At 71.9% G+C, this 21,764-nt stretch carries 21 protein-coding genes; 11 read left to right on the top strand and 10 right to left on the bottom strand.

Going from position 1 to position 21,764, the window contains the following annotated elements; all coding sequences use genetic code 11:
- Nucleotides 1-26: 26 nt before the first annotated feature.
- Nucleotides 27-365 (bottom strand): hypothetical protein, encoded by a 339-nt coding sequence (locus ACTWQH_RS17650; RefSeq protein WP_443287547.1) that lies wholly within the window; start codon nt 363-365, stop codon nt 27-29.
- A 229-nt stretch (nt 366-594) separates the two neighbouring features.
- On the opposite strand from ACTWQH_RS17650, the gene ACTWQH_RS17655 reads away from it, so the two are divergent.
- On the top strand, nt 595-798 hold the full coding sequence (locus ACTWQH_RS17655; protein WP_443287548.1) for a hypothetical protein: 204 nt from the start codon (nt 595-597) through the stop codon (nt 796-798).
- Nucleotides 799-833: 35 nt separating this feature from the next.
- Nucleotides 834-1,577: an SGNH/GDSL hydrolase family protein gene (locus ACTWQH_RS17660; RefSeq protein WP_443287549.1), complete on the top strand. Its 744-nt coding sequence runs from the start codon at nt 834-836 to the stop codon at nt 1,575-1,577.
- Between the two features lie 146 nt (nt 1,578-1,723).
- On the opposite strand, the gene ACTWQH_RS17665 is transcribed toward ACTWQH_RS17660, so the two are convergent.
- Nucleotides 1,724-2,788 carry a hypothetical protein gene (locus tag ACTWQH_RS17665; protein ID WP_443287550.1) on the bottom strand — a complete coding sequence of 355 codons (1,065 nt, stop codon included), beginning with the start codon at nt 2,786-2,788 and terminating at the stop codon, nt 1,724-1,726.
- Between the two features lie 113 nt (nt 2,789-2,901).
- A complete protein-coding gene (locus ACTWQH_RS17670) occupies nt 2,902-3,534 on the bottom strand; it encodes an FMN-dependent NADH-azoreductase (protein WP_443287551.1) in 633 nt (210 codons plus the stop codon).
- A gap of 153 nt (nt 3,535-3,687) precedes the next feature.
- On the opposite strand from ACTWQH_RS17670, the gene ACTWQH_RS17675 reads away from it, so the two are divergent.
- Nucleotides 3,688-4,110: a winged helix-turn-helix transcriptional regulator gene (locus ACTWQH_RS17675; RefSeq protein WP_443287552.1), complete on the top strand. Its 423-nt coding sequence runs from the start codon at nt 3,688-3,690 to the stop codon at nt 4,108-4,110.
- A gap of 175 nt (nt 4,111-4,285) precedes the next feature.
- Here ACTWQH_RS17675 and ACTWQH_RS17680 read toward each other — a convergent pair whose 3' ends face one another.
- The 3 genes from ACTWQH_RS17680 to ACTWQH_RS17690 all read right to left on the bottom strand — a co-directional run bounded on the left by ACTWQH_RS17680 (nt 4,286) and on the right by ACTWQH_RS17690 (nt 8,095).
- Nucleotides 4,286-4,969 (bottom strand): DsbA family oxidoreductase, encoded by a 684-nt coding sequence (locus tag ACTWQH_RS17680; protein WP_443287553.1) that lies wholly within the window; start codon nt 4,967-4,969, stop codon nt 4,286-4,288.
- A gap of 204 nt (nt 4,970-5,173) precedes the next feature.
- Nucleotides 5,174-6,775, bottom strand: coding sequence for an SAM-dependent methyltransferase (locus ACTWQH_RS17685; protein WP_443287554.1), 1,602 nt, complete (start codon nt 6,773-6,775; stop codon nt 5,174-5,176).
- A gap of 357 nt (nt 6,776-7,132) precedes the next feature.
- Nucleotides 7,133-8,095 (bottom strand): D-2-hydroxyacid dehydrogenase family protein, encoded by a 963-nt coding sequence (locus tag ACTWQH_RS17690; RefSeq protein WP_443287555.1) that lies wholly within the window; start codon nt 8,093-8,095, stop codon nt 7,133-7,135.
- Nucleotides 8,096-8,248: 153 nt separating this feature from the next.
- Between ACTWQH_RS17690 and ACTWQH_RS17695 the strand changes: the two genes are divergently transcribed.
- The 5 genes from ACTWQH_RS17695 (at nt 8,249) to ACTWQH_RS17715 (ending at nt 13,547) form a co-directional block, all read left to right on the top strand.
- Nucleotides 8,249-8,623, top strand: a complete 375-nt coding sequence (locus ACTWQH_RS17695; RefSeq protein WP_443287556.1) for a small hydrophilic protein — start codon at nt 8,249-8,251, stop codon at nt 8,621-8,623.
- Nucleotides 8,532-10,094, top strand: a complete 1,563-nt coding sequence (locus ACTWQH_RS17700) for a sensor histidine kinase (protein ID WP_443287557.1) — start codon at nt 8,532-8,534, stop codon at nt 10,092-10,094. Before ACTWQH_RS17695 ends, ACTWQH_RS17700 begins: the two co-directional genes overlap by 92 nt.
- Nucleotides 10,091-10,777 carry a response regulator transcription factor gene (locus ACTWQH_RS17705; protein ID WP_443287558.1) on the top strand — a complete coding sequence of 229 codons (687 nt, stop codon included), beginning with the start codon at nt 10,091-10,093 and terminating at the stop codon, nt 10,775-10,777. Before ACTWQH_RS17700 ends, ACTWQH_RS17705 begins: the two co-directional genes overlap by 4 nt.
- A gap of 135 nt (nt 10,778-10,912) precedes the next feature.
- A complete protein-coding gene (locus ACTWQH_RS17710) occupies nt 10,913-12,328 on the top strand; it encodes an SLC13 family permease (RefSeq protein WP_443287559.1) in 1,416 nt (471 codons plus the stop codon).
- Nucleotides 12,329-12,365: 37 nt separating this feature from the next.
- A complete protein-coding gene (locus ACTWQH_RS17715; protein WP_443287560.1) occupies nt 12,366-13,547 on the top strand; it encodes a glycerate kinase family protein in 1,182 nt (393 codons plus the stop codon).
- Between the two features lie 44 nt (nt 13,548-13,591).
- Here ACTWQH_RS17715 and ACTWQH_RS17720 read toward each other — a convergent pair whose 3' ends face one another.
- Together ACTWQH_RS17720 and ACTWQH_RS17725 are read right to left on the bottom strand one after the other, a co-directional pair.
- The gene (locus ACTWQH_RS17720) at nt 13,592-15,391 is read right to left on the bottom strand and encodes a SulP family inorganic anion transporter (protein ID WP_443287561.1); all 1,800 of its coding nucleotides are present in this window, start codon (nt 15,389-15,391) and stop codon (nt 13,592-13,594) included.
- A gap of 163 nt (nt 15,392-15,554) precedes the next feature.
- A complete protein-coding gene (locus ACTWQH_RS17725; protein WP_443287600.1) occupies nt 15,555-16,052 on the bottom strand; it encodes a MarR family winged helix-turn-helix transcriptional regulator in 498 nt (165 codons plus the stop codon).
- A gap of 85 nt (nt 16,053-16,137) precedes the next feature.
- Between ACTWQH_RS17725 and ACTWQH_RS17730 the strand changes: the two genes are divergently transcribed.
- The 3 genes from ACTWQH_RS17730 to ACTWQH_RS17740 all read left to right on the top strand — a co-directional run bounded on the left by ACTWQH_RS17730 (nt 16,138) and on the right by ACTWQH_RS17740 (nt 19,517).
- Nucleotides 16,138-16,953: a trans-aconitate 2-methyltransferase gene (locus tag ACTWQH_RS17730; RefSeq protein ID WP_443287562.1), complete on the top strand. Its 816-nt coding sequence runs from the start codon at nt 16,138-16,140 to the stop codon at nt 16,951-16,953.
- A gap of 111 nt (nt 16,954-17,064) precedes the next feature.
- On the top strand, nt 17,065-18,963 hold the full coding sequence (locus ACTWQH_RS17735) for a rhamnogalacturonan lyase (RefSeq protein ID WP_443287563.1): 1,899 nt from the start codon (nt 17,065-17,067) through the stop codon (nt 18,961-18,963).
- A 140-nt stretch (nt 18,964-19,103) separates the two neighbouring features.
- Nucleotides 19,104-19,517, top strand: coding sequence for a rodlin (locus tag ACTWQH_RS17740; protein ID WP_443287564.1), 414 nt, complete (start codon nt 19,104-19,106; stop codon nt 19,515-19,517).
- A gap of 116 nt (nt 19,518-19,633) precedes the next feature.
- Here ACTWQH_RS17740 and ACTWQH_RS17745 read toward each other — a convergent pair whose 3' ends face one another.
- Both ACTWQH_RS17745 and ACTWQH_RS17750 read right to left on the bottom strand, forming a co-directional pair.
- Nucleotides 19,634-20,236 (bottom strand): TetR family transcriptional regulator, encoded by a 603-nt coding sequence (locus ACTWQH_RS17745; RefSeq protein ID WP_443287601.1) that lies wholly within the window; start codon nt 20,234-20,236, stop codon nt 19,634-19,636.
- A 295-nt stretch (nt 20,237-20,531) separates the two neighbouring features.
- Nucleotides 20,532-21,572 (bottom strand): acyl-CoA desaturase, encoded by a 1,041-nt coding sequence (locus tag ACTWQH_RS17750; RefSeq protein ID WP_443287565.1) that lies wholly within the window; start codon nt 21,570-21,572, stop codon nt 20,532-20,534.
- Between the last annotated feature and the right edge of the window lie 192 nt (nt 21,573-21,764).

Consider the following 21,764-nt stretch of genomic DNA (forward strand, 5'->3'; position numbering starts at 1 on the left):
TGACAACCCGATCTGACAACCGCCGCTCACCACGCCAGGCCGATGTAGGCGTACCCGCCGCCGACCGCCGCCACCGCCGCCAGGCACGCGGCCCACGCCGCCCAGCCCTTGCCACTGTCCCGCAGCGCGGCCCGCGTGCCGACGACGAGCGCGCCGGGCAGGAGCACGATGGGGAGGAGCATGAGCGTCCAGCCGCCCGCGTCCGTGCACAGCAGGGAGTCCTCGCGCTCGGCGGCGCAGCGGCCCAGCAGGCCGATCATCCACAGCGCGGGCACGTAGACGATCGCCGCGAGGCCGCAGCACCACAGCAGCCCGAGCCGCGCGATGCGGCTTGTCAGGCGCCATCCCCCGCTGGTTGTCAGCATCCACCGGATGATGGCGGGAAAACGGCCAGTTGCTGAAGCCGAGTCGGCGAGGTGTTGCGCGAACGTTACGGCGGGCCTAGGTTGGTGGCGACTGTGATGGGAGCGCTCCCAGGAGTAGAGGGGCGAGCGCCCCCGACGAACACCCAGCCCTCCAGGGGCCGGCGGACTGGGTGCGGCTGCACGTCCGGACGGAGGACGCCGCAGTCACTACGTCACCAAGGAGACCTCCTTGACGGCCTCATCACGCATCACGCGCCGCACTGCCCAGCCCACCCTCGCGGGGGCGGCGGCCCTCGGCGCCTTCGGCGGCGACTTCAACGCGGCGATGGACTTCGCTGACCGGCACCTCCAGGGCGCCCAGCCCACACGGGACTTCAACGGCATCCCCCACCCCGAGGACCCGGCCGCGATCCCGTGGACGTTTCCCTCGTAACGCCCCCAACCCCCCACGACAAGGACGACACCATCATGACCAGCAGACGGCAATTCCTCTTCGGCGCGCTGGCCGTGGCCGCGGCCCCCGCCGCCCTCGGCACCGTGGCCTCCGGCACCGCGCACGCCCAGCAGAGCGGAGTGATGCAGGGCGGAGTGAAGGTCATGCCGCTCGGCGACTCCATCACCGACGGCTTCAACGTGCCGGGCGGCTACCGCATCGACCTGTGGCAGAAGTTCCTGGACGGCGGCTACACCGTCGACTTCGTCGGGTCGATGCGCAACGGCCCCAGCAACCTCGGCGACCAGGACCACGAGGGCCACTCGGGCTGGACGATCGCTCAGATCGACGAGAACATCACGGGCTGGCTTGGCACCTACAGCCCGCAGACGATCCTGCTGCACATCGGCACCAACGACGTGTACGGCAGCGACCCGGCGGGCGCGCCCGCGCGCATGTCCACGCTGGTCGACAACATCACCGGCCTGGCCCCGGACGCCGAGCTCTTCGTGGCCACGATCATCCCGCTGGGGTGGGAGGACGCGAACCTCCAGTCGCTCAACGCCGCGATCCCGGGCATCGTGCAGGCGAGCGCCGACGCGGGCAAGAAGGTGCACCTGGTCGACATGTACAGCGCCCTGACCGCCGCCGACCTCGCCGACGGCGTCCACCCCAACGCGGGCGGCTACAGCAAGATGGCCACGGCCTGGTATGACGCCCTCCTGTCGGTCCCGGGCAGCATCGGCGACGGGGCGAGCGTGGCAGCGGCCAGGCGGTAGCCGTTCCCCGGCGTGCCTCGGCCCCACGGCGCGGAGGCCGAGGCACGCCTGCCGGGCATCCCTTCTGCCTGACCGGAACCGGAACCGGAAGCTGAGGCGCTGAGGTTCGGGCCGTCATCGCCGGTCACTGGCCGGTCCATCACCGGTCACCCGGCGAGCGCCTCCGCGATGGCCTGAACCAGCTCCGTGTCCTCCGGCCCGGGCGCGTCGGGGGCGCCGGCCGCCTGGGCGTAGGTCCCTGTGATCGACAGGACGCGCTCGCCGCCCGCGTTGACCGTCGCCTCCAGCAGGGGCGACTCCGGGTTGATCTGGACCAGGGCACCGTCGCCGATCTCCGGAGCGTTGATGTCCTCCGACGGGACACTCATGTTCCCGGCCAGCACCGGATCGGTGTACACGATGGCGCGAAGGGCCGCGCTGTTGCCGGTGAACTCGCAGGTCATGGCGCCCGTGTCGCTCAGCACGGTGCGCGCCGCGAACAGGTCCTCGCCGAGCACACCGGACGCCTGCGCGAGATCGATGTCGGCGCACGGGCCCTCGGGGACACCGTCGGGGATCGTCACCTCTTCCGGCAGGCGCTCCAGCGCCAGGACGGCGATCTCCGCCATCTTCTGGCCGAGCGTGGCCTCGTCGAGCGCCGGCATCCCCCCGGGGTCGTTCTCGCTGTAGGAGTACTGGAAGTTCAGCCCCGTGTCGCCGTCGAGCACCTTCAGAAGGCCCATGTGCGCCGAGTCGCTGGAATCCGAAAGGGTGAACGCCTCGGCGTGGTCGCCGAGATCGTCGACCTCGCCCCTCTCGTACCCCTCCCAGCTCTGGAAGAACGCCTCCTGGTTCGTGCCCGCCACCGTGGACATCTTGAAGCCGTCGATGCCAGGGATGTCCTTGGTGAGGTAGGAGCATCCGGCCATTCGCCCGCCGTCCCCCTGCGGGTAGATGAACCGCCCCGTGATGTACAGCGTGTCGGCGCCGAAGATCTCGGCCAGTTCCTCGGTCTCGAAGAGTCCGCACTCGTCGAATCCGGCCTGCTCGACCGGCTCCTGCGGCTCCTGTGACTCCCGCGGCTCCTGCTCGTTGTCGTCGTTCGCGCCGAGGGTCTGCCCCGCGCCCCCGTCGGCGTTCGGCGAGTCGCCGCTCGAACCGCTCGAACAGCCCGCGCTGGTCAGCAACGCCACGGCCCCCACAGCCACGGCCAGTCGAGGGCGCCACCTCATACGTACTCCAAGATCGTGATGTTCGTTCCTTGGAGCAGACATTGGCGAACGCCGCTTTCACGCCACTTTCATGCCTGGGCCGCGGTCGGGCTCGACGACCCGGTACGCGAGGACTATGCGGTCGGGCGGGCGATCGTCGCGGCGAGCTCACGAGCACGGTCGTGGGCGTCGGCCATGGATGCCTCGTGCATCGGGAGAAGCTCCGCCAGGGACGGTGTGTGGGGTGCCATGGTCAGCTCCGGGACCACGGTGGCGACATCGAGTCCCAGCAGTTCCTCTCGTCCGAGCACCGCCTCAGCGGTGGGCACGACGTAGTCGAAGCCGTGGTTGGGCGCGCCGGGACCGTAGCTGCCACCTCGGGCGGAGATCAGCACCGCTGGACGTCCGGCAGCCGGGGACGGCCTGAACGTGCGACCGAAGACGATGATCTGGTCGAGCCAGGCCTTGAACACCGACGGCATCGACAGGTTGTACATCGGTACCGTGAACAGGTAGGCCCTGGCGCCGAGGAACTCCTCGATGAGCTCGTCCTGCAATGCGGCTGCGGCAGCCTGCTCGTCGGTGTGATGGGCGGGATCGGTGACGCGGGCGGTGATGCCGGCAGCACTGAGATGGGGCACGGGTGCCGCGGCGAGGTCGCGGTGGACAACCTTGCCGTCCCAGCCTGCGAGGAAGGACTGGGCGACCTGGCGCGAGACCGAGGCCTCGCCGAGCGCGGAGGAGTCAATGTGAAGCAGGTACGACATGGATGGGTGTTCTCTTTCAGTAGTGGCGTGTAGTGGCGTGAGAGCGCGCTCCAGCGATCGACCAGAGCGAGTCGTTGTCGTGGAGTGGTGTGTGGTCGCCGACTGTGTTACACACTGGTAGTGCGGTTGCGCACCAGGTGAGAGGCGAGTGGGATGGCTTCAGCGCGACAGATCAGTGGTCCGTGCCAGGCATGGCCAAAGGACAGCGCCTTCATCCGTGAGGTGCTCGACCGCATCGGTGACAAGTGGACAGTGCTGGTCATCAGCACCCTGAGCGCCGGCTCGCTGCGCTACTCCGACTTGCAGGCGAGCATCCCGGGCATCTCCCAGCGGATGCTGACCCAGACCCTCAAGCACCTCGAGCGGGATGGACTGATCACGCGGACCGCGTACCCCGAGGTTCCGCCGCGAGTGGAGTACGAGCTGACGGATCTGGGGCGTTCCCTGTTGGATGCGGTGACGGCGATGGTTGGTTGGGCCGCCGCCCACCACAGTGAGATCGCCAGCAACCGGGCTGTCAGCGAACGGACCGGAGTCGGCCGAGGCAAGACATCGGTCAGCGCGTCGGCAGGCTGAGCCGTCGGTGGTGCTCATCGCTGCGCAGCGCCGGGCACATCACCCGCGGCGTTCTCGTTGCTCGCCTTCACGGTCGACGCCCCGTCGTCGGCGTCGATGGAGCACGTGCCGGTAGCAGGATCGCACCACCCGCTGGAGGGGACCGCCACGATCTCGAGCCCGTCCCTCGCCCGGCTCATGACACACACTCGCTCGGCACGGGCCCGGCCGCCTGCTGCAGCAGGCGGCCGTAGACAGGGACCTTCTGGGCGCCCGGGGCGGCCACCCGACGGTCGAAGACGACGAACGGGACGCCGGTCGCGCCCAGTTCCAGGCCCTCGTCGCGGTCGGCGCGCACTCGGTCGGCGTACTCGCTGCTCGCGAGGACCTCGCGGGCTCGCCGCCCGTCCAGCCCTACTGCCTCCGCGACGCCTGCGAGGGTGTCCGGGTCGTGGGGGTTGAGGGTGCCGGCGAAGAAGCCGTCCTGGACGGCGGAGAAGAACTCGAACCCGCGGCCCTGGTCGTTGGCGTACTGGACCACGCGGTGCAGGTCGAGTGTGTTGGCGTTCAGGCGGTTCAGCGAGTACTCGAGCCTCTCCTGGCGTGCGAGGGCCTGCATCTGGCGCTCGGCCCGGAGGACGTCGACGGCGGTGCCGCCGTGGGCACGGAGGAAGCTCTTCTCGTTCTCCTCCGGCTCGTGCGGCGCGCCCGGGTCCAACTCGAACGACCGCATGACGATCTCGAACCGATCCGCGTCCGGACGCTGCGCGATCGCAGCCTGGAGTCGGTGCTTTCCGACATAGCACCACGGGCAGCCCAGGTCAGACCACACCTCGATGACGACCTGCGACAACTCGGATTGAGTTGGCTGCTCAACCATCTTGCTCACCTCACTAGTAGTGCGTAACACCATCATCAGTGAGTAAGAGAGAGCTTACAAAAGGCACTTTGAAGTGCGTCAGCATCTTCCTTCTTGCCCGGGTTCCGCCGCCCCGGCACCCGGCCCCGCCACAGCGATCATTCTGTCCATGCACACTGGGAGCATGGCCTCGAAGGAGTGGCAGGGTGCCGGGGCGACGACGGCTCAGCCCCGGGACGCCACCACTCGCGTGAATGTCAGCACGCGCCCCGAGTCATCGCGGACCGTGTCCGCTTCCTCCCGGGCCGCGCCAGCCGTCCATTCCGGGTCACCGAACTCCGCGCACGCCTGGTTCCACAGCAACCACTCCCGCCAGCCGTCCTCCAGGGTGTCTGCGGTCTCCACCAGGACTGCCCCGCTCCTCTCCCATGTCCGCCGCCACCACTCCGCGGTCCGGAACGTCCAGAAATCCGCATCCGCCGCCCACGCCGACAGATACTCCGGCACCGGCTCTGCATCGAGGTCGACCCTGGTCGCCGGCGCCGCTATTCCGATCTGACCGCCCCGCCGCACGCACCGTGCCAGCGTCGGCAGGTACCGGACGTCCGTCCCGAAGTAGTGGTACGCGTCCACACTCACCACGGCGTCGAAGTACCCGTCCGCGAACGGCAGCTCGTGCGCCTCGACTCGTAGCGGTGTCACCGTCCCCGCGCCCGTGTCCACCTCCCGCACCCGCCGCCAGTTGTCCCCGGGGCCGATCCACAGATCCGCCGCTGTGACGTGCACGCCGAACTCGCGGGCCAGAAACACCGACGTCAATGCCGTCCCGCACCCGAGGTCGAGCACCCGCATCCCCGGCTCCAGCCGCATCGCGCCGGTCAGCCACTCAGCCAGCCACAGCGGCTGCGGTCCCATCACGTTGGCGATGACCCACGCCGGGTCGTACTTCGCGCTCCGTGGATACTGCGGCAGCGTCAACCGCTCAGCCAGGACGCCGGGTTCGGCCGACGGCGGTTTCCGCAGCGAGACCTCCCCGCCGTCGTCTTCCGTCCCTTCCGGCTTCCGCGCGACGATCCGTGCGAACCCCAGCGTCCGCCCCGCATCTGCCCGCAGCATTGCGGCGACGTCGGCCGCGCCCCGCCCTGGGTGGGCTTCCAGCACCGTCTCCTCCCAGGCCAGCCAGTTCGCCGCGCCGTCCGGGAGGAGATCCGCACGCTCGACGTCCACCTTCCCGGAGGACTCCCACAGCCGCCGCCACCACTCTGGGGTGTGCCAGCCGTTGAACTCCCAGTCCCACCACGGCGCGAGGTGTTCGGGCACGCGCCCGTCCAGTTCCTGTGTCACGCCCGGCGTGACGACGCCGACTTGTCCTGCGGGCCGCACGAACCGCAGCAGGGACGGCAGGAACCAGTGGTCCGTGCCGAAGTACTCGTAGGCGTCGACGCACACGACCGCGTCGAAATACCCCTCGGCGAACTTCAGGTCGTGCGCGTTGACGCGCAGCGGGACGACCGAGTCCTCGACACCGGCCGCGCGGATCCGCTCCCAGTTGTCGGACGGGTCGATCCACAGGTCCGCGGCGGTGACGTGGACGCCGTACTCGCGGGCGAGGAAGACGGAGGTCAGGGCGCGCCCGCAGCCGAGGTCGAGGACACGCATGCCGGGCCGGAGGCCCATCGCAGCGGTCAGCTCCTCGACGAGCCAGAGGGCGTTGGGCCCCATCTGGTTCTCAAGAACCCAGTCGGCCGGGTAAGCCGCAGCACGCGGCGCACTGCGCACGGCAATGCGGTTCTGAAGGTTTAGCAGGTCAAACGAAGAGTCGCTCATGGCGAAGGAAAGGTCCTTTGAGAGAGAGGAAGGACCCGAGAACTGAGCAGACGAAGAGGCGCGGCGTCAGCCCCGGGCCCGGAAGGCGGGGATGGCGGATGCGCTGCACGCGGCAGCGCCGTACCCGGCGGTCATCAACCCACCTCCTCACGTCCCGAAAAGACCAGTCCGATGTCCTGCACCGTACCAGACGCCGACGCCAGCCGATCACTGCGTTCCGGATACCGCCCCCTCAACCTCCGTGGCAGCACCCGCGGAGCCACGGGCACAACGAAACGAACAACGCAAGGCGGGTGTGCCGGCTGGCGGACGGTCACGCCCCGAATCGCTCACCATGGCGCTCAGGCGCTCAGGCGCTCAGGAGCCCAGGCGGCGTACCGGGGACCCGGCGAGGTACGCCTCGATGGCCTCGACGGCCTGGCCGTAGTAGGTGCGGTAGTTGCCGCGCGTGACGTACCCCAGGTGCGGGGTGGCCAGCAGCCGGGGCGCGGTGCGCATGGGGTGGGAGGCGGGCAGCGGCTCGGTGTCGAAGACGTCGACGGCCGCGCCCGCGATGCGGCCCTCGCGCAGCGCCGCGAGCAGCGCGTCGGTGTCGACGATGGCGGACCGGGCGGTGTTGATCAGGTACGCGGTCGGCTTCATCAACGCCAGCTCCCGTGCGCCGACCAGGCCGCGGGTGCGGTCGCCGAGCGCGAGGTGGACGGAGACGAAGTCGCTGCCGGCCAGCAGGTCGTCGAGGGAGGGGGCGAGCCGCGCGCCGGCCTCCTCGGCGCGGTCCCTGGTGAGGTTCTGGCTCCAGGCCGCCACGTCCATGCCGAAGGCGAGCCCCACCCGGGCCACGCGGGTGCCGATCTTGCCGAGGCCGAGGATGCCGAGCCGCGCGCCGTGGAGGTCGGTGCCGACGGTGGACTGCCAGGGGCCGTTCCCCCGCAGCGCGGCGTTCTCGGCGACGACGCCGCGGGCGAGGCCGAGCAGCAGCGCCCACGTCAGCTCAACGGGCGGGGTGGCGGCGCTCTGCGTGCCGCAGACGGTCACGCCGTGCTCGGCCGCGGCGGCGTAGTCGATCACCGTGTTGCGCATGCCGGAGGCGATCAGCAGGCTCAGGCGGGGGAGCCGGGCCAGCAGCGAGGCGGGGAAGGGGACGCGCTCGCGGAGCGTGACGATGATGTCGAAGTCGGCGACGGCCGCCGCGAGGGCGTCCTCGGTGGCGAAGTGCTCGGCGAAGGAGGTGACCCCAACCCGGTCCAGGACAGGGCTCCAGTCGGCGGCCGCGAGGGCGGTGTCCTGGAAGTCGTCCAGGATGGCGCAGCGCAGTGTCATGCGGGCCATCATTCCTCAGGGCGGCTCGGGGCGGAGACGCGGCGAATATGATGAACCACCCGAACCGTCCGAGTGATCCGAACCGTCCGACATGAAGAGACGCTCATCGTGGTTTCATGAAGCGCAGCGCAGAGGCACCGCAGTCTGTCTTGTATGAACTTCACGCATCGCATGGCGACGCTCGCTGCCGTCGTTCTCATACCCGTGGGCATCGCCGGGACCAGCTATCTGCTCAGCGAGGACCCGGCCGAGCCGTCGGTGCCCGCCGAGGTGGAGCTCAGTGAAGACCCCTCGCCGTCGCCCTCGGATTCGGGCACGCCCGGCGACACCGCGAGCGACAGCCCCGGCGGATCCCCCAGCGATACCGGAAGCGGTACCCCGGAAGAGCCCAACGAGGAAGTCGTGCCACAGCCCTCCACCACCGAGGGATCCATCGATGACGACGACAACGGCAACGACGACAACGGCAACGACGACGGGCCCGGCGACGGCGGGGACGACGACAGCGGGGGCGGCGACGACGGCTGAGGCGGCCCCCGCCCCCGGCGGCTTCCGGCTCTCAGCACGCTTCCGCATCCTGCTGTGGCTGCTGGCCGTCATGGCCGTCGCCCTCGCCGCCGTCGTCCTCACCACCCGCTCGATACTCCTGCGCGACGTGAACGAGCGCACCGCCGAGGTGCTCTCCCAGGAGGCCTCCGAGTTCGAGAGCTTCGTGAGGTTCGGCCGCGACCCCGAGACCGGCGAGCGGTTCACCGGCGCCGAACGCCTGCTCGAGGTCTTCCTGCAACGCCAGTACCCCGACCCCGCCGAGGAACTGCTCGGCTTCATCCGCGAGACGCCCCTGCCCAGCGTCGAAGTGCAGCAGCGCGAGATCCCGTCCGAGAAGCCCCTCAAGGACGACGGCGCCTCGCTGGCACGCATCGCCGAGTCCCCCGAACGCTCCGGCATCCTGCGCCGCGAGGAGGGCGAGATCCGCTGGGCCAAGGTCCCCATCGTCGCGGCCCCGGACGACCCCGAAGCCATGTTCATCGTCGCCCTGCACATCGACGGCGCGCGCGCCGAGGCCGAGGCTATGGTCGGCGTTCTCGTCGTCATCTCCGGCATCGCCCTGCTGATGACCTGCGCCGTCGGCTGGGCCGTCGCGGGCGGCATCCTCGCCCCCGTCCGGCTGGTCCGCACCACCGCCGCCCAGCTCACCGAGCAGGACCTCACCCGCCGCATCCCCGTCCGGGGGCGGGACGACATCTCCGCCCTCGCCGAGACGTTCAACGCCATGCTCGACCGGCTGGAGCTCGCCTTCACCGCCCAGCGGCGTTTCGTGGACGACGCCGGGCACGAACTGCGCACGCCCATCACCATCGTCCGGGGCCACCTGGAGCTGATGAACGCCGGCGAGGGCCCCGACAGCGCCGCCGAACGCCGCGAGACGCTGCGCCTGGTCACCGACGAGCTCGACCGCATGAGCCGCATCGTCGAGGACCTGCTGCTCCTCGCCAAGGCCGAGCGGCCCGACTTCGTGCAGCCCGCCCCGATACCGCTCGCCGAGCTGACCGGCGACGTCTTCGTCAAGGCGCGGGCGCTGGGCGACCGCCGCTGGGAGCTGCCCGAGCTCGCCGAGTGCGAGGCGGAGCTGGACGCGCAGCGCATCACCCAGGCCATGGTGCAGCTCGCGCAGAACGCCGTGGAGCACACCCGCCCCGGGCAGGCGATCCGCATCGGCTCGCGCCGCGTCGGCGAGAGCGTCGAGCTGTACGTCGCCGACACCGGGCCCGGCGTTCCGGCCGAGGACGCCGAGGTCATCTTCGAACGCTTCCGGCGCGGCGGCACCGCACGGCGCGGCACGCGCGGCGCCGGGCTCGGCCTGTCCATCGTCAAGGCGATAGCCGAGGGCCACCACGGCCGGGTGGAGCTGCGCGAAAGGCCCGGCGGCGGCGCCACCTTCGTTCTCGTGCTCGGCCTTCGCGTTCTTCGCGTTCCACCGGAAAGGACCCCGACGTGACGCGCATTCTCATAGCGGAGGACGAGGAGCGCATCGCCTCCTTCGTCGAAAAGGGCCTGCGGGCCAACGGCTTCGTCACCACCGTCGCCGCCGACGGCGACACGGCGCTGGACTACGCCGTCACCGGCGGCTTCGACCTGATCGTCCTGGACATCGGCCTGCCGGGGCGCGACGGCTTCACCGTGCTGCGCGAGATGCGCGAGGCGCGGGTCACGACGCCCGTGATCGTGCTCACGGCCCGGGACTCGGTGCGGGACACGGTCGCCGGCCTCGAGGGCGGCGCGGACGACTGGATGACCAAGCCGTTCCGGTTCGAGGAGCTGCTGGCCCGGGTGCGGCTGCGGCTGCGGACGGCGGCGCGGGCGCCGGAGGTGACGGTGCTGCGCAGCGGGGACCTGAGCCTGGACCTCCGCACCCGGCAGGCGCGGGCGGGCGACGCGGTGGTGGACCTGACGGCGCGCGAGTTCCTGCTGCTCGAGCTGTTCCTGCGCCACCCCGGGCAGGTGCTGTCGCGGGAGCAGATCCTCTCCCACGTGTGGGGGTACGACTTCGATCCCGGCTCGAACATCGTGGACGTGTACGTGCGTGCGCTGCGGAAGAAGCTGGGCGCGGGGCGGCTGGAGACCGTGCGGGGCATGGGCTACCGGCTGCCGCTGGAGCCGGCGGACGCGAAGGCCCGATAGACCCGACCGCCCCGACAGCCCCGACAGCCCCGAAAAGGCCTGACAGTCCTGACAGCCTTGATCGCGGAAGGCTACATGAAGCCGTCCTCATGAGGCGTTCATCGGCGGCTCACCCGGCGTTCCGAGACTGGTGGGGTGGCACTCACCATCCGTCAAACCGCCGCTCTGTGCGTGGCGCTCAGCCTGTGCGGGCTGCTGGCCGTCCCGACGAACTTCGACGGCCTCGGCGCCGACGCGCGCATCACGCTGTGCGTCTTCGCCCTCGCCACCTGCGCCTGGGTCGCCACGCCCATCGACGACACCTTCGTCGCCCTCGGCGCCGGGCTGGCCCTCACCACCACCGGGGTGACCAGCACCGACACCCTCTTCGGCACCCTGGGCGACCCGACCGTCTGGCTGCTGATCTGCGCGTTCGTGCTCGCCGCCGCCGTCGCCCGCAGCGGGCTGGCCGGGCGCGCCGCCGCGTTCCTGGTGTCGGGGGCGCGCACGGTGCGGCAGCTCTTCCACGTCACCACCGCCGCCCTCGTCGCCAGCGCCTTCGCCATCCCCGCCACCTCCGGCCGGGCCGCGCTCGCGCTGCCGGTCTTCCTCGCCCTCGCCAGCGCGCTGTCCGGCCGCACGCGGCTCGTCGTGGCGCTCGCGCTGCTCTTCCCGACGGTCATCCTGCTCTCCGCCGTCGCCACCCTCATCGGCGCGGGCGCGCACCTGATCACGGTCTCGGTGCTGTGGGAGACGACGGGCGAGCGGATCGGCTTCCACGAGTGGCTGCTGCTGGGGCTGCCGCTGGCCGTGGTCTCCTCGCACCTCGCCGCCGAGCTGGTGCTGCTGACGATGACGCGGCGGGCCGACCGGCGAGGGCCGGTGAAGGTGAGCGCCGAGGACATCCAGGCTCACAGCGAGCAGCCGGTGACCGGTCCGCTGACGGCCGGCGAGGCGCGGTCGGCGCTGCTGCTGGCCACGGTCGTGGCCCTGTGGTGCAGTGAGCCGCTGCACGGGGTCTCGCCCGCGCTGGTGGCGTTGATCGGCGCGGTGGTGGCGACGGCGCCGAGCCTCGGCACGATACGGCTGAAGGACGCGCTGGCGACCGTGCCGTGGTCGCTGCTGCTGTTCATGGCGATGACGATGGCGATGGGCGTGGCGCTGGCCCAGTCCGGCGCCGCCGACTGGCTCGTCTCGGGGCTGCCGGGCGGCGAGGCGGTGCCCGCCTGGCTCTTCCTGGCCGTCGTGGTCGCGATCAGCACCGCCGCGCACCTTCTCCTCCAGTCGCGGTCGGCGCGTTCGAGCGTGCTGGTGCCGCTGGTGGTGGCCTCGGCGCTGGCGGCGGGCGTCGATCCGGTCGCGGCGGCCCTCGCCTCCACGGCGGCGGCCGGGTTCTGCCACACGCTGCCCGCCTCCGCCAAACCCGTGACCCTCTTCTCCGACGTGCCCGGCGCCCCCACCTACACGCCCGGCGACCTGCTGCGCCTGTCGGCGTTCCTCGCCCCGCTGACCGCCGCCCTCGTCCTGCTCTTCGCCCTCGCAGTCTGGCCGTTCCTCGGTGTCACGCCGTGAAGCCGCGTGATGCCGTGAAGCCGCAAAGGAGAAATACGTGATCCCGCCCTACCGAATCGCCGTGGCCCCCAGCGGCCTCAAGGAGTCGCTGTCGGCTTCGGACGCCGCCGAGGCCATCGCCGAGGGCCTGCTGCGGGTCGCGCCCGGCGCGGAGATCGAGCTGCTGCCCCTGGTGGACGGCGGCGAGGGCACGGCCAAGGCCCTGGCGGCGGTCACGCCGGGCGGCAGGGTCGTGCCGCGGCTGGCCACCGGCCCGGTCGGCGACCCGGTGGACAGCCACTACGCGCTGCTGCCGGGCACGGCGGTGGTGGAGATGGCGGCCGTGGCGGGCCTGGCCCTCGTGCCGCCCGAACGCCGGGACCCGGGCGTCACCACCACGTACGGCGTGGGCGAGCTGATGCGCGCCGCGCTGGACGCCGGGGCACGCCGCATCCTCGTGGGCTGCGGCGACTCCGGCACCTCGGACGGGGGAGCGGGCGCGCTGCAGGCCCTCGGCGCCCGCCTCCTCGACGCCGAGGGACGCGAACTGCCGCCGGGCGGGACGGCGTTGCTCCGCCTGGACCGGATCGACGCCGGCGGCCTCGACCCCCGGCTCGCGGACGCCGAGATCGTGCTGGCCTGCAACCCGTTCAACGTGCTGTGCGGGCCGCGCGGCGTCGCCCGCGTCTTCGGGCCGCAGAAGGGCGCGACGCCCGAGCAGGTGGAGGAGCTGTCCGCCGCGCTGGAGCGGTGGGCGGCCGTGCTGGGGCGCGACCTCGCGCCCACGCGGGGCCTGCGGGGCCTGGACCTGCGCCGGGCTCCCGGGACGGGGGCCTCGGGTGGTCTGGGGGCGGGTCTGGCCGCGCTCGGGGCGCGGCTGAAGCCGCGCTTCGAGGTGCTGCTGGACCACCTGGACCTGGACGCGCGGCTCGCCGGGGCCGACCTGGTGGTCACGGCGGAGGGCTCGCTGGACGGCCAGACCCCGCACGGCAAGATCCCCGGCGAGGTGGCGCGCCGTGCCAAGGCGCTCGGCGTCCCGGTCCTGGCTCTGGCGGGCACGATCGGCGAGGGCGCCCACGAGACGCGCCTCATCGGCGTCGACGCCTACAGCGGCATCCTGCCCGCGCCTCTCCCACTGCCCGAAGCGCTGGCGCGGGGCCGGGAGTTCCTCGCCGACGCGGCGGAGAACGCCCTGCGCATGGTCCTCCTCGGCAGCCGCCTCGCGGCGTCCCGGGCATAGCCCGCCCTGAGCAGCCCTCGGAGCGGGGCGCCGCGGGGCGCCGGTCAGGGGTGGCGGGGGCCCGGGAGGGTGCCCGCAGCGCGCAGGGTGTGGCGGGCCGCCTCGATGGCCTCGGCCGTCGTGGCGAAGACCCGCCCCGCCGCCCGCAGCCGCGGTATGACACCGATCGCCTTGAGCGGCTGGTCGTGGCCCTCGCGGATGCCGGAGACGTAGACCGCGATGCCGCGCCGCTCCAGGCGTTCGATCGCCTCCTTGAGCGCGAGCGCGCCGCTCGCGTCGAGCGTCGTCACGCGGCACATCCGCAGTATCACGGCGGAGACGCCGCTCACCTCCGCGAGTTGGCGCTGGAAGCGGTGGGCGGCGGCGAAGAAGAGAGGGCCGTCGAGGCGGTACACCACGATGTGGTCGGCGAGCAGCCGCATCTCGTCCCGGTCGTCGCCGACCTCCCGGCCCAGGACGGCCGCCAGCTCGTCCGCCAGCGCCACGCGGTCGACGCGGGCCTGCGCCGCCACGGCGTGCAGGGCCGTGACGCCGGCCGCCAGCATCCCGAGGATCACGGCGTACACGAGGTCGAACGCCACCGTGACGACGGCCGTCAGCGACACCACCACCGCGTCCGGCCGCGTGGCGCGTGCCATGGCGCGCAGCGAGCCGGGCTCGACCATCCGCACCGACGTGGCCAGCAGCACCCCGGCCAGGGCGGCCAGCGGGATGCGGGCGACGAGCGGCGCGGCGGCGCAGATGACGGCCGCCAGGACCGCCGCGTGGACGAGCGCGGACAGGCGCGAGACGGCCCCGGCCCGCACGTTCACCGCCGTGCGGGCGGTGGCGCCGCTCGCGGGGATGCCGCCGACGAGCGGCGCGGCGACGTTGGCCAGGCCCTGCCCGAACAGCTCCCGGTCCGGGTCGTGCGGCGGCACCCGCGCCCCGGCGTCCCCGGCGTCCCCGGCGTTCGCGGCGTCCGCGGCGTTCGCGCGACCCTCCGCCATCCCGTCGGCCATCCCCGCCGAGAGCAGCGACTCCAGCGCCGCCAGCCCGGCGATCGCCATGGCGGGCGCCAGCAGCGCCCCGAACGCCCCGGGATCCAGCACGCCCGCGCCGAGGAAGGACAGCGAGGGCACGGCCAGCCCGGCCGGCAACTCCCCGATGGCCTGAACGCCGTTGAGCGGGAGGATCTCCGCCGCGAGCGTCGCGGCGGCGACCGCCAGGATCGAGAACGGGACCCCCGGCCGCCAGAGCGCGCCGGCCAGCACCGCGGCGGCCACCCCGAGGGCGAGGGCGAGCGCCGTCCAGTTCGGGTCGCGCGCGAACTCCGCCGCCGCCTCCCACGCCACGGCCCCCACCTGCACCCCCTCCGGCGTGGACACCCCCAGCGCGGCAGGCACCTGCTGAAGCCCGATGACGCACGCGATCCCCAGCGTGAACCCCGCCATCACGGGAGCGGGAATCAACCTCACATAACGCCCGAAGCGCAGCAGGGAGAGCGCCAGCAGCAACAGCCCCGCGAGCAGCCCCACCGTCAGCACCCCCTCCGGTCCGTGCCGCGCCGCGATCGGCACCAGCACCACCGTCATCGCCCCGGTTGGGCCCGATACCTGCAGGTGCGACCCGCCGAAGACCGCCGCCACCGCCCCCGCGACCACCGCCGTGGCCAGCCCGGCGGCCGGGCCCATGCCGGAGGAGATCCCGAGCCCCAGCGCGAGCGGCAGCGCCACGACCGCGACGGTCACCCCGGCCAGCAGATCCCGGCGTGGCTGCCGGAACGCCTCCAGCAGATCGATGCGAGTGGGGAGAAGCGGACGGACACGGGTCCAGGATGTGGTGAGCAACGAGGTGGTGAGCAACGCGTCGGTCCCCCAGGTCGATATGGCCTTTGCGCGGCGGGCCGTGACTGACTGACAACTTACCGTGAACACCTGGGGTTTGTTGATCACCCGATGGAGTGGACGTTCGCGAGGCGGGAGCTGCGGCGGCGCGCAGGCGGAGGCTCCGCCCCCGACGCCCCGCCTATGCCGGGGTGTTGTCGAAGGGCGCCGTCAGCGCCCGCAGCAGCGCAGCCAGTTCGCGGCGCTGCGCGCCGGTCAGGTCGCCGAGGATGGCGCGCTCGTGGACCAGCAGCTCCGCCAGGGCCTCGTCCGCGTGCCGCTGGCCGGAGGCGGTCAGCCGCACCAGCACGCCGCGGCGGTCGCTGGGGTCGGGCAGCCGCTCGACCAGGCCCTTGCGCGCCAGGCGGTCGATGCGGTTGGTCATCGTGCCCGAGGTGACCAGGGTCTGCGTCAGGAGCTGTCCGGGGGAGAGCTGGTAGGGGCTCCCGGCCCGGCGCAGCGCCGTGAGGACGTCGAACTCCCACGACTCCAGCCGGTGTTCGGCGAAGACCTGGCGGCGCGCCCGGTCCAGGTGGCGCGCCAGCCTGCTGACGCGGCTGAGCACCTCCAGCGGCTCCACGTCGAGATCGGGCCGCTCCCGCCGCCAGGCGGCGACCAGCCTGTCAACCTCGTCCTCCATGGGGCCCTCCATGGTGAACAGTGTAGTAGTTGTGTCGATGTGAAGTCTCTTGACGTCGAGATATAACCGGGGCACGATCGTTTCCATGACCACCGACCGCCCCCAGTGGGACCCCCACCAGTACCAACGCCACAGCGGTCACCGCGCCCGGCCGCTGCACGACCTGCTCGCCCGCGTCCCGCCGCTGCCCACCCCCCGGGGCCCCCGCATCGCCGACCTCGGCTGCGGCCCGGGCAGGCCCAGCCTGCTGCTGGCCGAGCGCTGGCCGACCGCCCGCATCACCGGCTACGACAACTCCGAGGACATGCTGGAGGAGGCCAGGGAGTACGCGGGCCCCACGCCCGGCGGCGGCGCGCTCGACTTCGCCCTCGCCGACATCGCCGCGTGGCGGGCCGAGGAGCCCCACGACCTGATCGTCTCCAACGCCGCCCTCCAGTGGCTGCCCGGCCACGCCGGCCGCTTCCCCCAGTGGGTGGCGGGCCTGAAGCCCGGCGGCGTCCTCGCCTTCCAGGTGCCCGGAAACTTCGGTGCCCCCAGCCACCGGCTCCTCGCCGAGCTGACCCGGAGCCCGCGCTGGCGCGCGCGCCTCGGCGACCTCCTGCGCGACGGCGACACCGTGCTCTCCCCGGCCGGATACTTCGCCGCGCTGGCCCCGCTCGGCTGCTCGCTCGACGTGTGGGAGACCACCTACCTGCACCCGCTGCCCGGCGAGGACCCGGTGCTGGACTGGGTGAAGGGCACGGCGCTGCGCCCGGTGCTCACCGCGCTGCGCGGCGACGAGGAGGCGCGCGCGGCGTTCCTCGCCGAGTACCGCGACGCCCTGCGCGAGGCGTACCCACCCGGCACACACGGCACCCTCTTCCCCTTCCGCCGCATCTTCGTCGTCGCCCAGCGGCGTTAGCGACCAGGACGCGCCCCTCCCCGGCAACCTTTCCCGTCCTCGCGGCGACCTCACATCGCTCGGATAGCGGTCAAACGCCGTCCAGACGCCGTCCCGAACCGAGGAGGAAACGTGCCTGGATCGCAACGACGCGGGCGCAGACGCACGTGGGTCAGCGCGGTGCTCGCGGGCGTCGTCGCGGCCGCCGGCCTGACCGCCGTGTCCGCCGTGTCCGGCGCCCGGGGGGCGGGCGCCGACGCCGACGGCCCGCAGGTCATGGCCTCGCAGCTGGAGTCGCTCGACCGAGGGCTCGTCAGCGTCCACACCGGCAGCGGCAACCTGGTGAGCTGGCGTTACCTCGCGTCCGACCCCGACGACGTCGGCTTCAACATCTACCGAGGCGACACCAGGGTCAACGACCAGCCCATCACCGGCTCGACCAACTTCTTCCACTCGGGGGCCCCCGACTCCGCCGACTACCGGGTGCGGGCCGTCGTGGGCGGCGTCGAGCAGGCGTTCTCCCCGCACGCCATCCAGTTCCGGCCCGGCTACCACGACGTGCCCCTCCAGCAGCCCGACGGCGGCACCGTCAACGGATCCGGCTACACCTACGAGGCCAACGACGCCTCCGTCGGCGACCTCGACGGCGACGGCACCCTGGAGTTCGTCCTCAAGTGGCAGCCGACCAACGCCAAGGACAACTCCCAGTCCGGCTACACCGGCAACACCGTCATCGACGCCTACACCCTCTCCGGGCAGCGCCTGTGGCGCATCGACCTGGGCCGCAACATCCGCTCCGGCGCCCACTACACGCAGTTCCAGGTCTACGACTACGACGGCGACGGCTCCGCCGAGATCGCCATGAAGACCGCCGACGGCACCGTGGACGGCACCGGCCGCGTCATCGGCAGCTCCGGCGCCGACTACCGCAACTCCTCCGGCTACGTCCTCTCCGGCCCCGAGTACCTCACCGTCTTCGACGGCGAGACGGGCGCGGCGCTGGCCACCACCGACTACGTGCCCGCGCGCGGCAGCGTCGCCAGCTGGGGCGACGACTACGGCAACCGCGTCGACCGCTTCCTCGCGGGCACGGCGTACCTCGACGGCGAGCGCCCCTCCATCATCATGGCGCGCGGCTACTACACCCGGACCGTCATCGCCGCCTGGGACTACCGAGGCGGCCAGCTCACCCGCCGCTGGACCTTCGACACCAACAGCTCCACCAACGCGGGCCGGGGCTACGACGGCCAGGGCAGCCACAGCCTCTCCATCGGCGACATCGACCGCGACGGCCGCGACGAGATCGTCTACGGCTCGATGGCCGTGGACGACAACGGCTCGGGCATGTGGACCACCCGCACAGGACACGGCGACGCCCAGCACCTGGGCGACTTCGACACCAACGACCCGGGCCTGGAGTACTTCAAGGTCTCCGAGTCCACCAGCCAGCCCTCCTCGCTGCGCATCGAGCCCATGAACGGCCAGCGCGGCTGGCAGACCCCCAGCGGCGCGGACAACGGCCGCGGCGTGGCCGGCGACATCTACGCCGGGAACCCGGGGGCCGAGTTCTGGTCCGCCCACGACACCACGCTGCGCGACCTCGCCTACGGGTCCGTCGGCCGCGAGCCCTCCTCCATCAACTTCCTCTCCTGGTGGGACGGCGACCTGACGCGCGAGCTGCTCGACGGAACCCGCATCGACAAGTACGGCACCGGCGGCGACACCCGGCTGCTGACCGGCTCCGGCGTCGCCTCCAACAACGGCACCAAGGCCACCCCGGCGCTCTCCGGCGACATCCTCGGCGACTGGCGCGAGGAGGTCGTCTGGCGCACCAGCGACAACCGGGCGCTGCGGATCTACTCCACGCCGCACGAGACCTCGCACCGGATCACGACCCTGCTCCAGGACCGGATGTACCGCACGGGCCTGGCCTGGCAGAACACCGCCTACAACCAGCCGCCGCACCCCAGCTTCTACCTCGGGGCGGGCATGGGCACGGCACCCAGGCCCACCGCCGCGGAGACCTCCTGAGGCTCCCTAAGCCCCCTGACAGGGGAACGAGGTTGGTCGAAACGGGTGAAGGTCGGCAACCGAATCCTCCCAGGCGCGTTGTTCAGGACGCTCCACTGACAGGGCATCCCTGAGCATCCCGAACTCGGAAGGACAAGCTTGTGATCAAGAAGACGCTTGCCACGGTTGCCGTCGCGGCCTCCGTCGTCGGCGCCACCGGCATCGCGGCCTCACCGGCCCTGGCCATCGGCGGCGACCAGAAGGGCCCCGGAGCCGTCAACGCCAACGGGGCGAAGCAGGTGTACGGCAACACCACCACCGGTGGTTACATGAGCCCAAACATCTCGCTCATCAACGGCTCGCTCAACCGCGTCTGCCTCGGCCTTGACGATGTCGACCTCCAGAACCTGGTGCCGATCATCCCGATCGTCAACATCCCGATCCAGGACATCCTCAACAACAAGCCCAAGAACAGCTGCTCGGACAACTCGACGGCACAGTCGGGCGACTCCCCGCTGTCGCACATCCTCTCGGACCTCTCGCTGCTGTCCGAGAACGGCGTCTCGAAGCACTGAGAACCGGCGGACTCCGGGTTCTTCGGCCTTCTGACCGGTGCTCCGCGACCCGACCCCCTTCCCGGGCGACAACCCGGGGAGGGGGTCCCCTCGCGTCCGGGTCTCACGTCCGGGTCTCACGTCCGGCGGTAGCCCACCAGGCGCGGGTGGTGCTCCATGCCCTGAAGGCCGTGCCACGCCAGGTTGACCAGGTGGGCGGCGACCTCGGACTTCTTCGGCTTGCGCACGTTCAGCCACCACTGGCCCGTCAGCGCCACCATGCCGACCAGCGCCTGGGCGTACAGCGGCGCCAGCTTCGGGTCGTAGCCGCGGGCCTTGAACTCCAGCCCCAGGATGTCCTCCACCTGCGTGGCTATGTCGCCGATGAGCGACGCGAAGCTCCCCGTGGTCTGCGCCACCGGCGAGTCGCGCACCAGGATGTGGAAGCCGTCGGTGTGCTGCTCGATGTAGTCGAGGAGAGCGAACGCCGCCTGCTCCAGCAGCTCGCGCGGGTGCCCGGCGGTCAGCGCCCCCGTGACCATGTCCAGCAGCCGCCCCATCTCGCGGTCGACGACGACCGCGTACAGGCCCTCCTTGCCGCCGAAGTGCTCGTAGACCACCGGCTTGGAGACCCCCGCCTTGGCGGCGATCTCCTCCACGGAGGTGCCGTCGAAGCCGCGCTCGGCGAAGAGGGTGCGGCCGATGTCCAGCAGCTGCTCCCGGCGTTCGGTGCCGGTCATACGCCGCCGCCCGCGCCGCGCCGGCCGGGCCGTGGAACGAGGGCCGCCGCGGGCCTGCCGCCTGCCGCGCGCGCTCCGCGCCGCGCGGCCCCCGTGCGCGTCGGGCGAGGCGTCCCCCGGCGGCTCGGTCCCCCCGACCGAGCCGGTCGGGCCGTCGTCGGCGGCCCCGCCCGCACCCTCGTCCGCGCCCTCGTCCGCGCCGCGTCCGCCGCGCTTCACCGCGCCGGTGTCCCCGCCGGTTTCCGCGCTCGCCTCTGTGCTGCCCTCGTCGCTGCCCTCACTCGCCACGGCTTCATCATGCCGCGTCGGCGGGCATGGGCTCCTCCTGATTTCCGGCACCATCGCGCTCCGTGCGCTCCGTGGGCTCCGTGCGCTTGGCGTCGAGGCGCGACTGCTTGGGCCAGCGCACGTCGTACGCCCAGCCCGCCTTCTCGAACCAGCGGATCAGCCGCGCGCTGGAGTCCAGCTGCCAGCGGTCCACGCCGTGCCGCGCGCACGTCGGGTCGGCGTGGTGCAGGTTGTGCCAGGACTCGCCGCAGGACAGCACCGCCAGCCACCACACGTTGCCCGAGCGGTCGCGCGACTTGAAGGGCTGCTTGCCGGTGGCGTGGCAGATGGAGTTGATCGACCAGGTGACGTGGTGCAGCAGCGCCACCCGCACCAGCGAGCCCCAGAAGAAGGCGCTGAGCGCGCCCTGCCAGGACATCGTGACCAGGCCGCCGATCACCGCGGGCGCCAGCAGCGACACCGCGGTCCACACCGCGAACTGCCGCGAGATGCGCCGCGTGTCCGGGTCCTTGATCAGGTCGGGGGCGTACTTCTGCTGCGGCGTCTGCTCACGGTCGAACATCCACCCCATGTGTGCCCAGAACAGCCCCTTCATCAGCGCGGGGACGGTCTCGCCGTACCGCCACGGCGAGTGGGGGTCGCCCTCGGCGTCGGAGTGCTTGTGGTGCCTGCGGTGGTCGGCCACCCAGCGCACCAGCGGTCCCTCGATGGCCATGGACCCGGCGATCGCCAGCGCGACCCGCAGGGGCCGCTTCGCCTTGAACGCCCCGTGCGTGAAGTACCGGTGGAAGCCGATGGTGATGCCGTGGCAGCCGACGAAGTAGAACGCCACCAGCAGCCCGAGGTCCAGCCAGCTGACCCCCCAGCCCCAGGCCAGCGGAACGGCCGCGATCAGGGCGATGAACGGCACCGTGATGAACAGCAGCAGCGTGATCTGCTCAACGGAGCGCCGCTCCTCGCCGCCGAGCGTGGCGGACGGCAGCGGCTCCGGCTCCTCGGCGGTCCGGGGTGGGGACAGGAGATCGGGAGAGGGAGGGCTGGTGGTCATGAAGGTTCCTCGTGAATGCGTTGGGGGAAGAGGGCAGGAGGGTCGAACAGACAGCGGACGGCGGGCAGCGTGGGCAGCGAGCACCAGGGGGATTGTGCCCACCTACGGCACCGTAACCTACGGCGTCGTAAGTATCGCAGTTCGCTCCGTTGTCACAAGGCCCTCAGCTCGACGTCGTATGCCGCGCTTACG

The sequence above is a fragment of the Streptomyces sp. 6N223 genome, assembly GCF_052246635.1.
GTDB lineage: Bacteria > Actinomycetota > Actinomycetes > Streptomycetales > Streptomycetaceae > Streptomyces.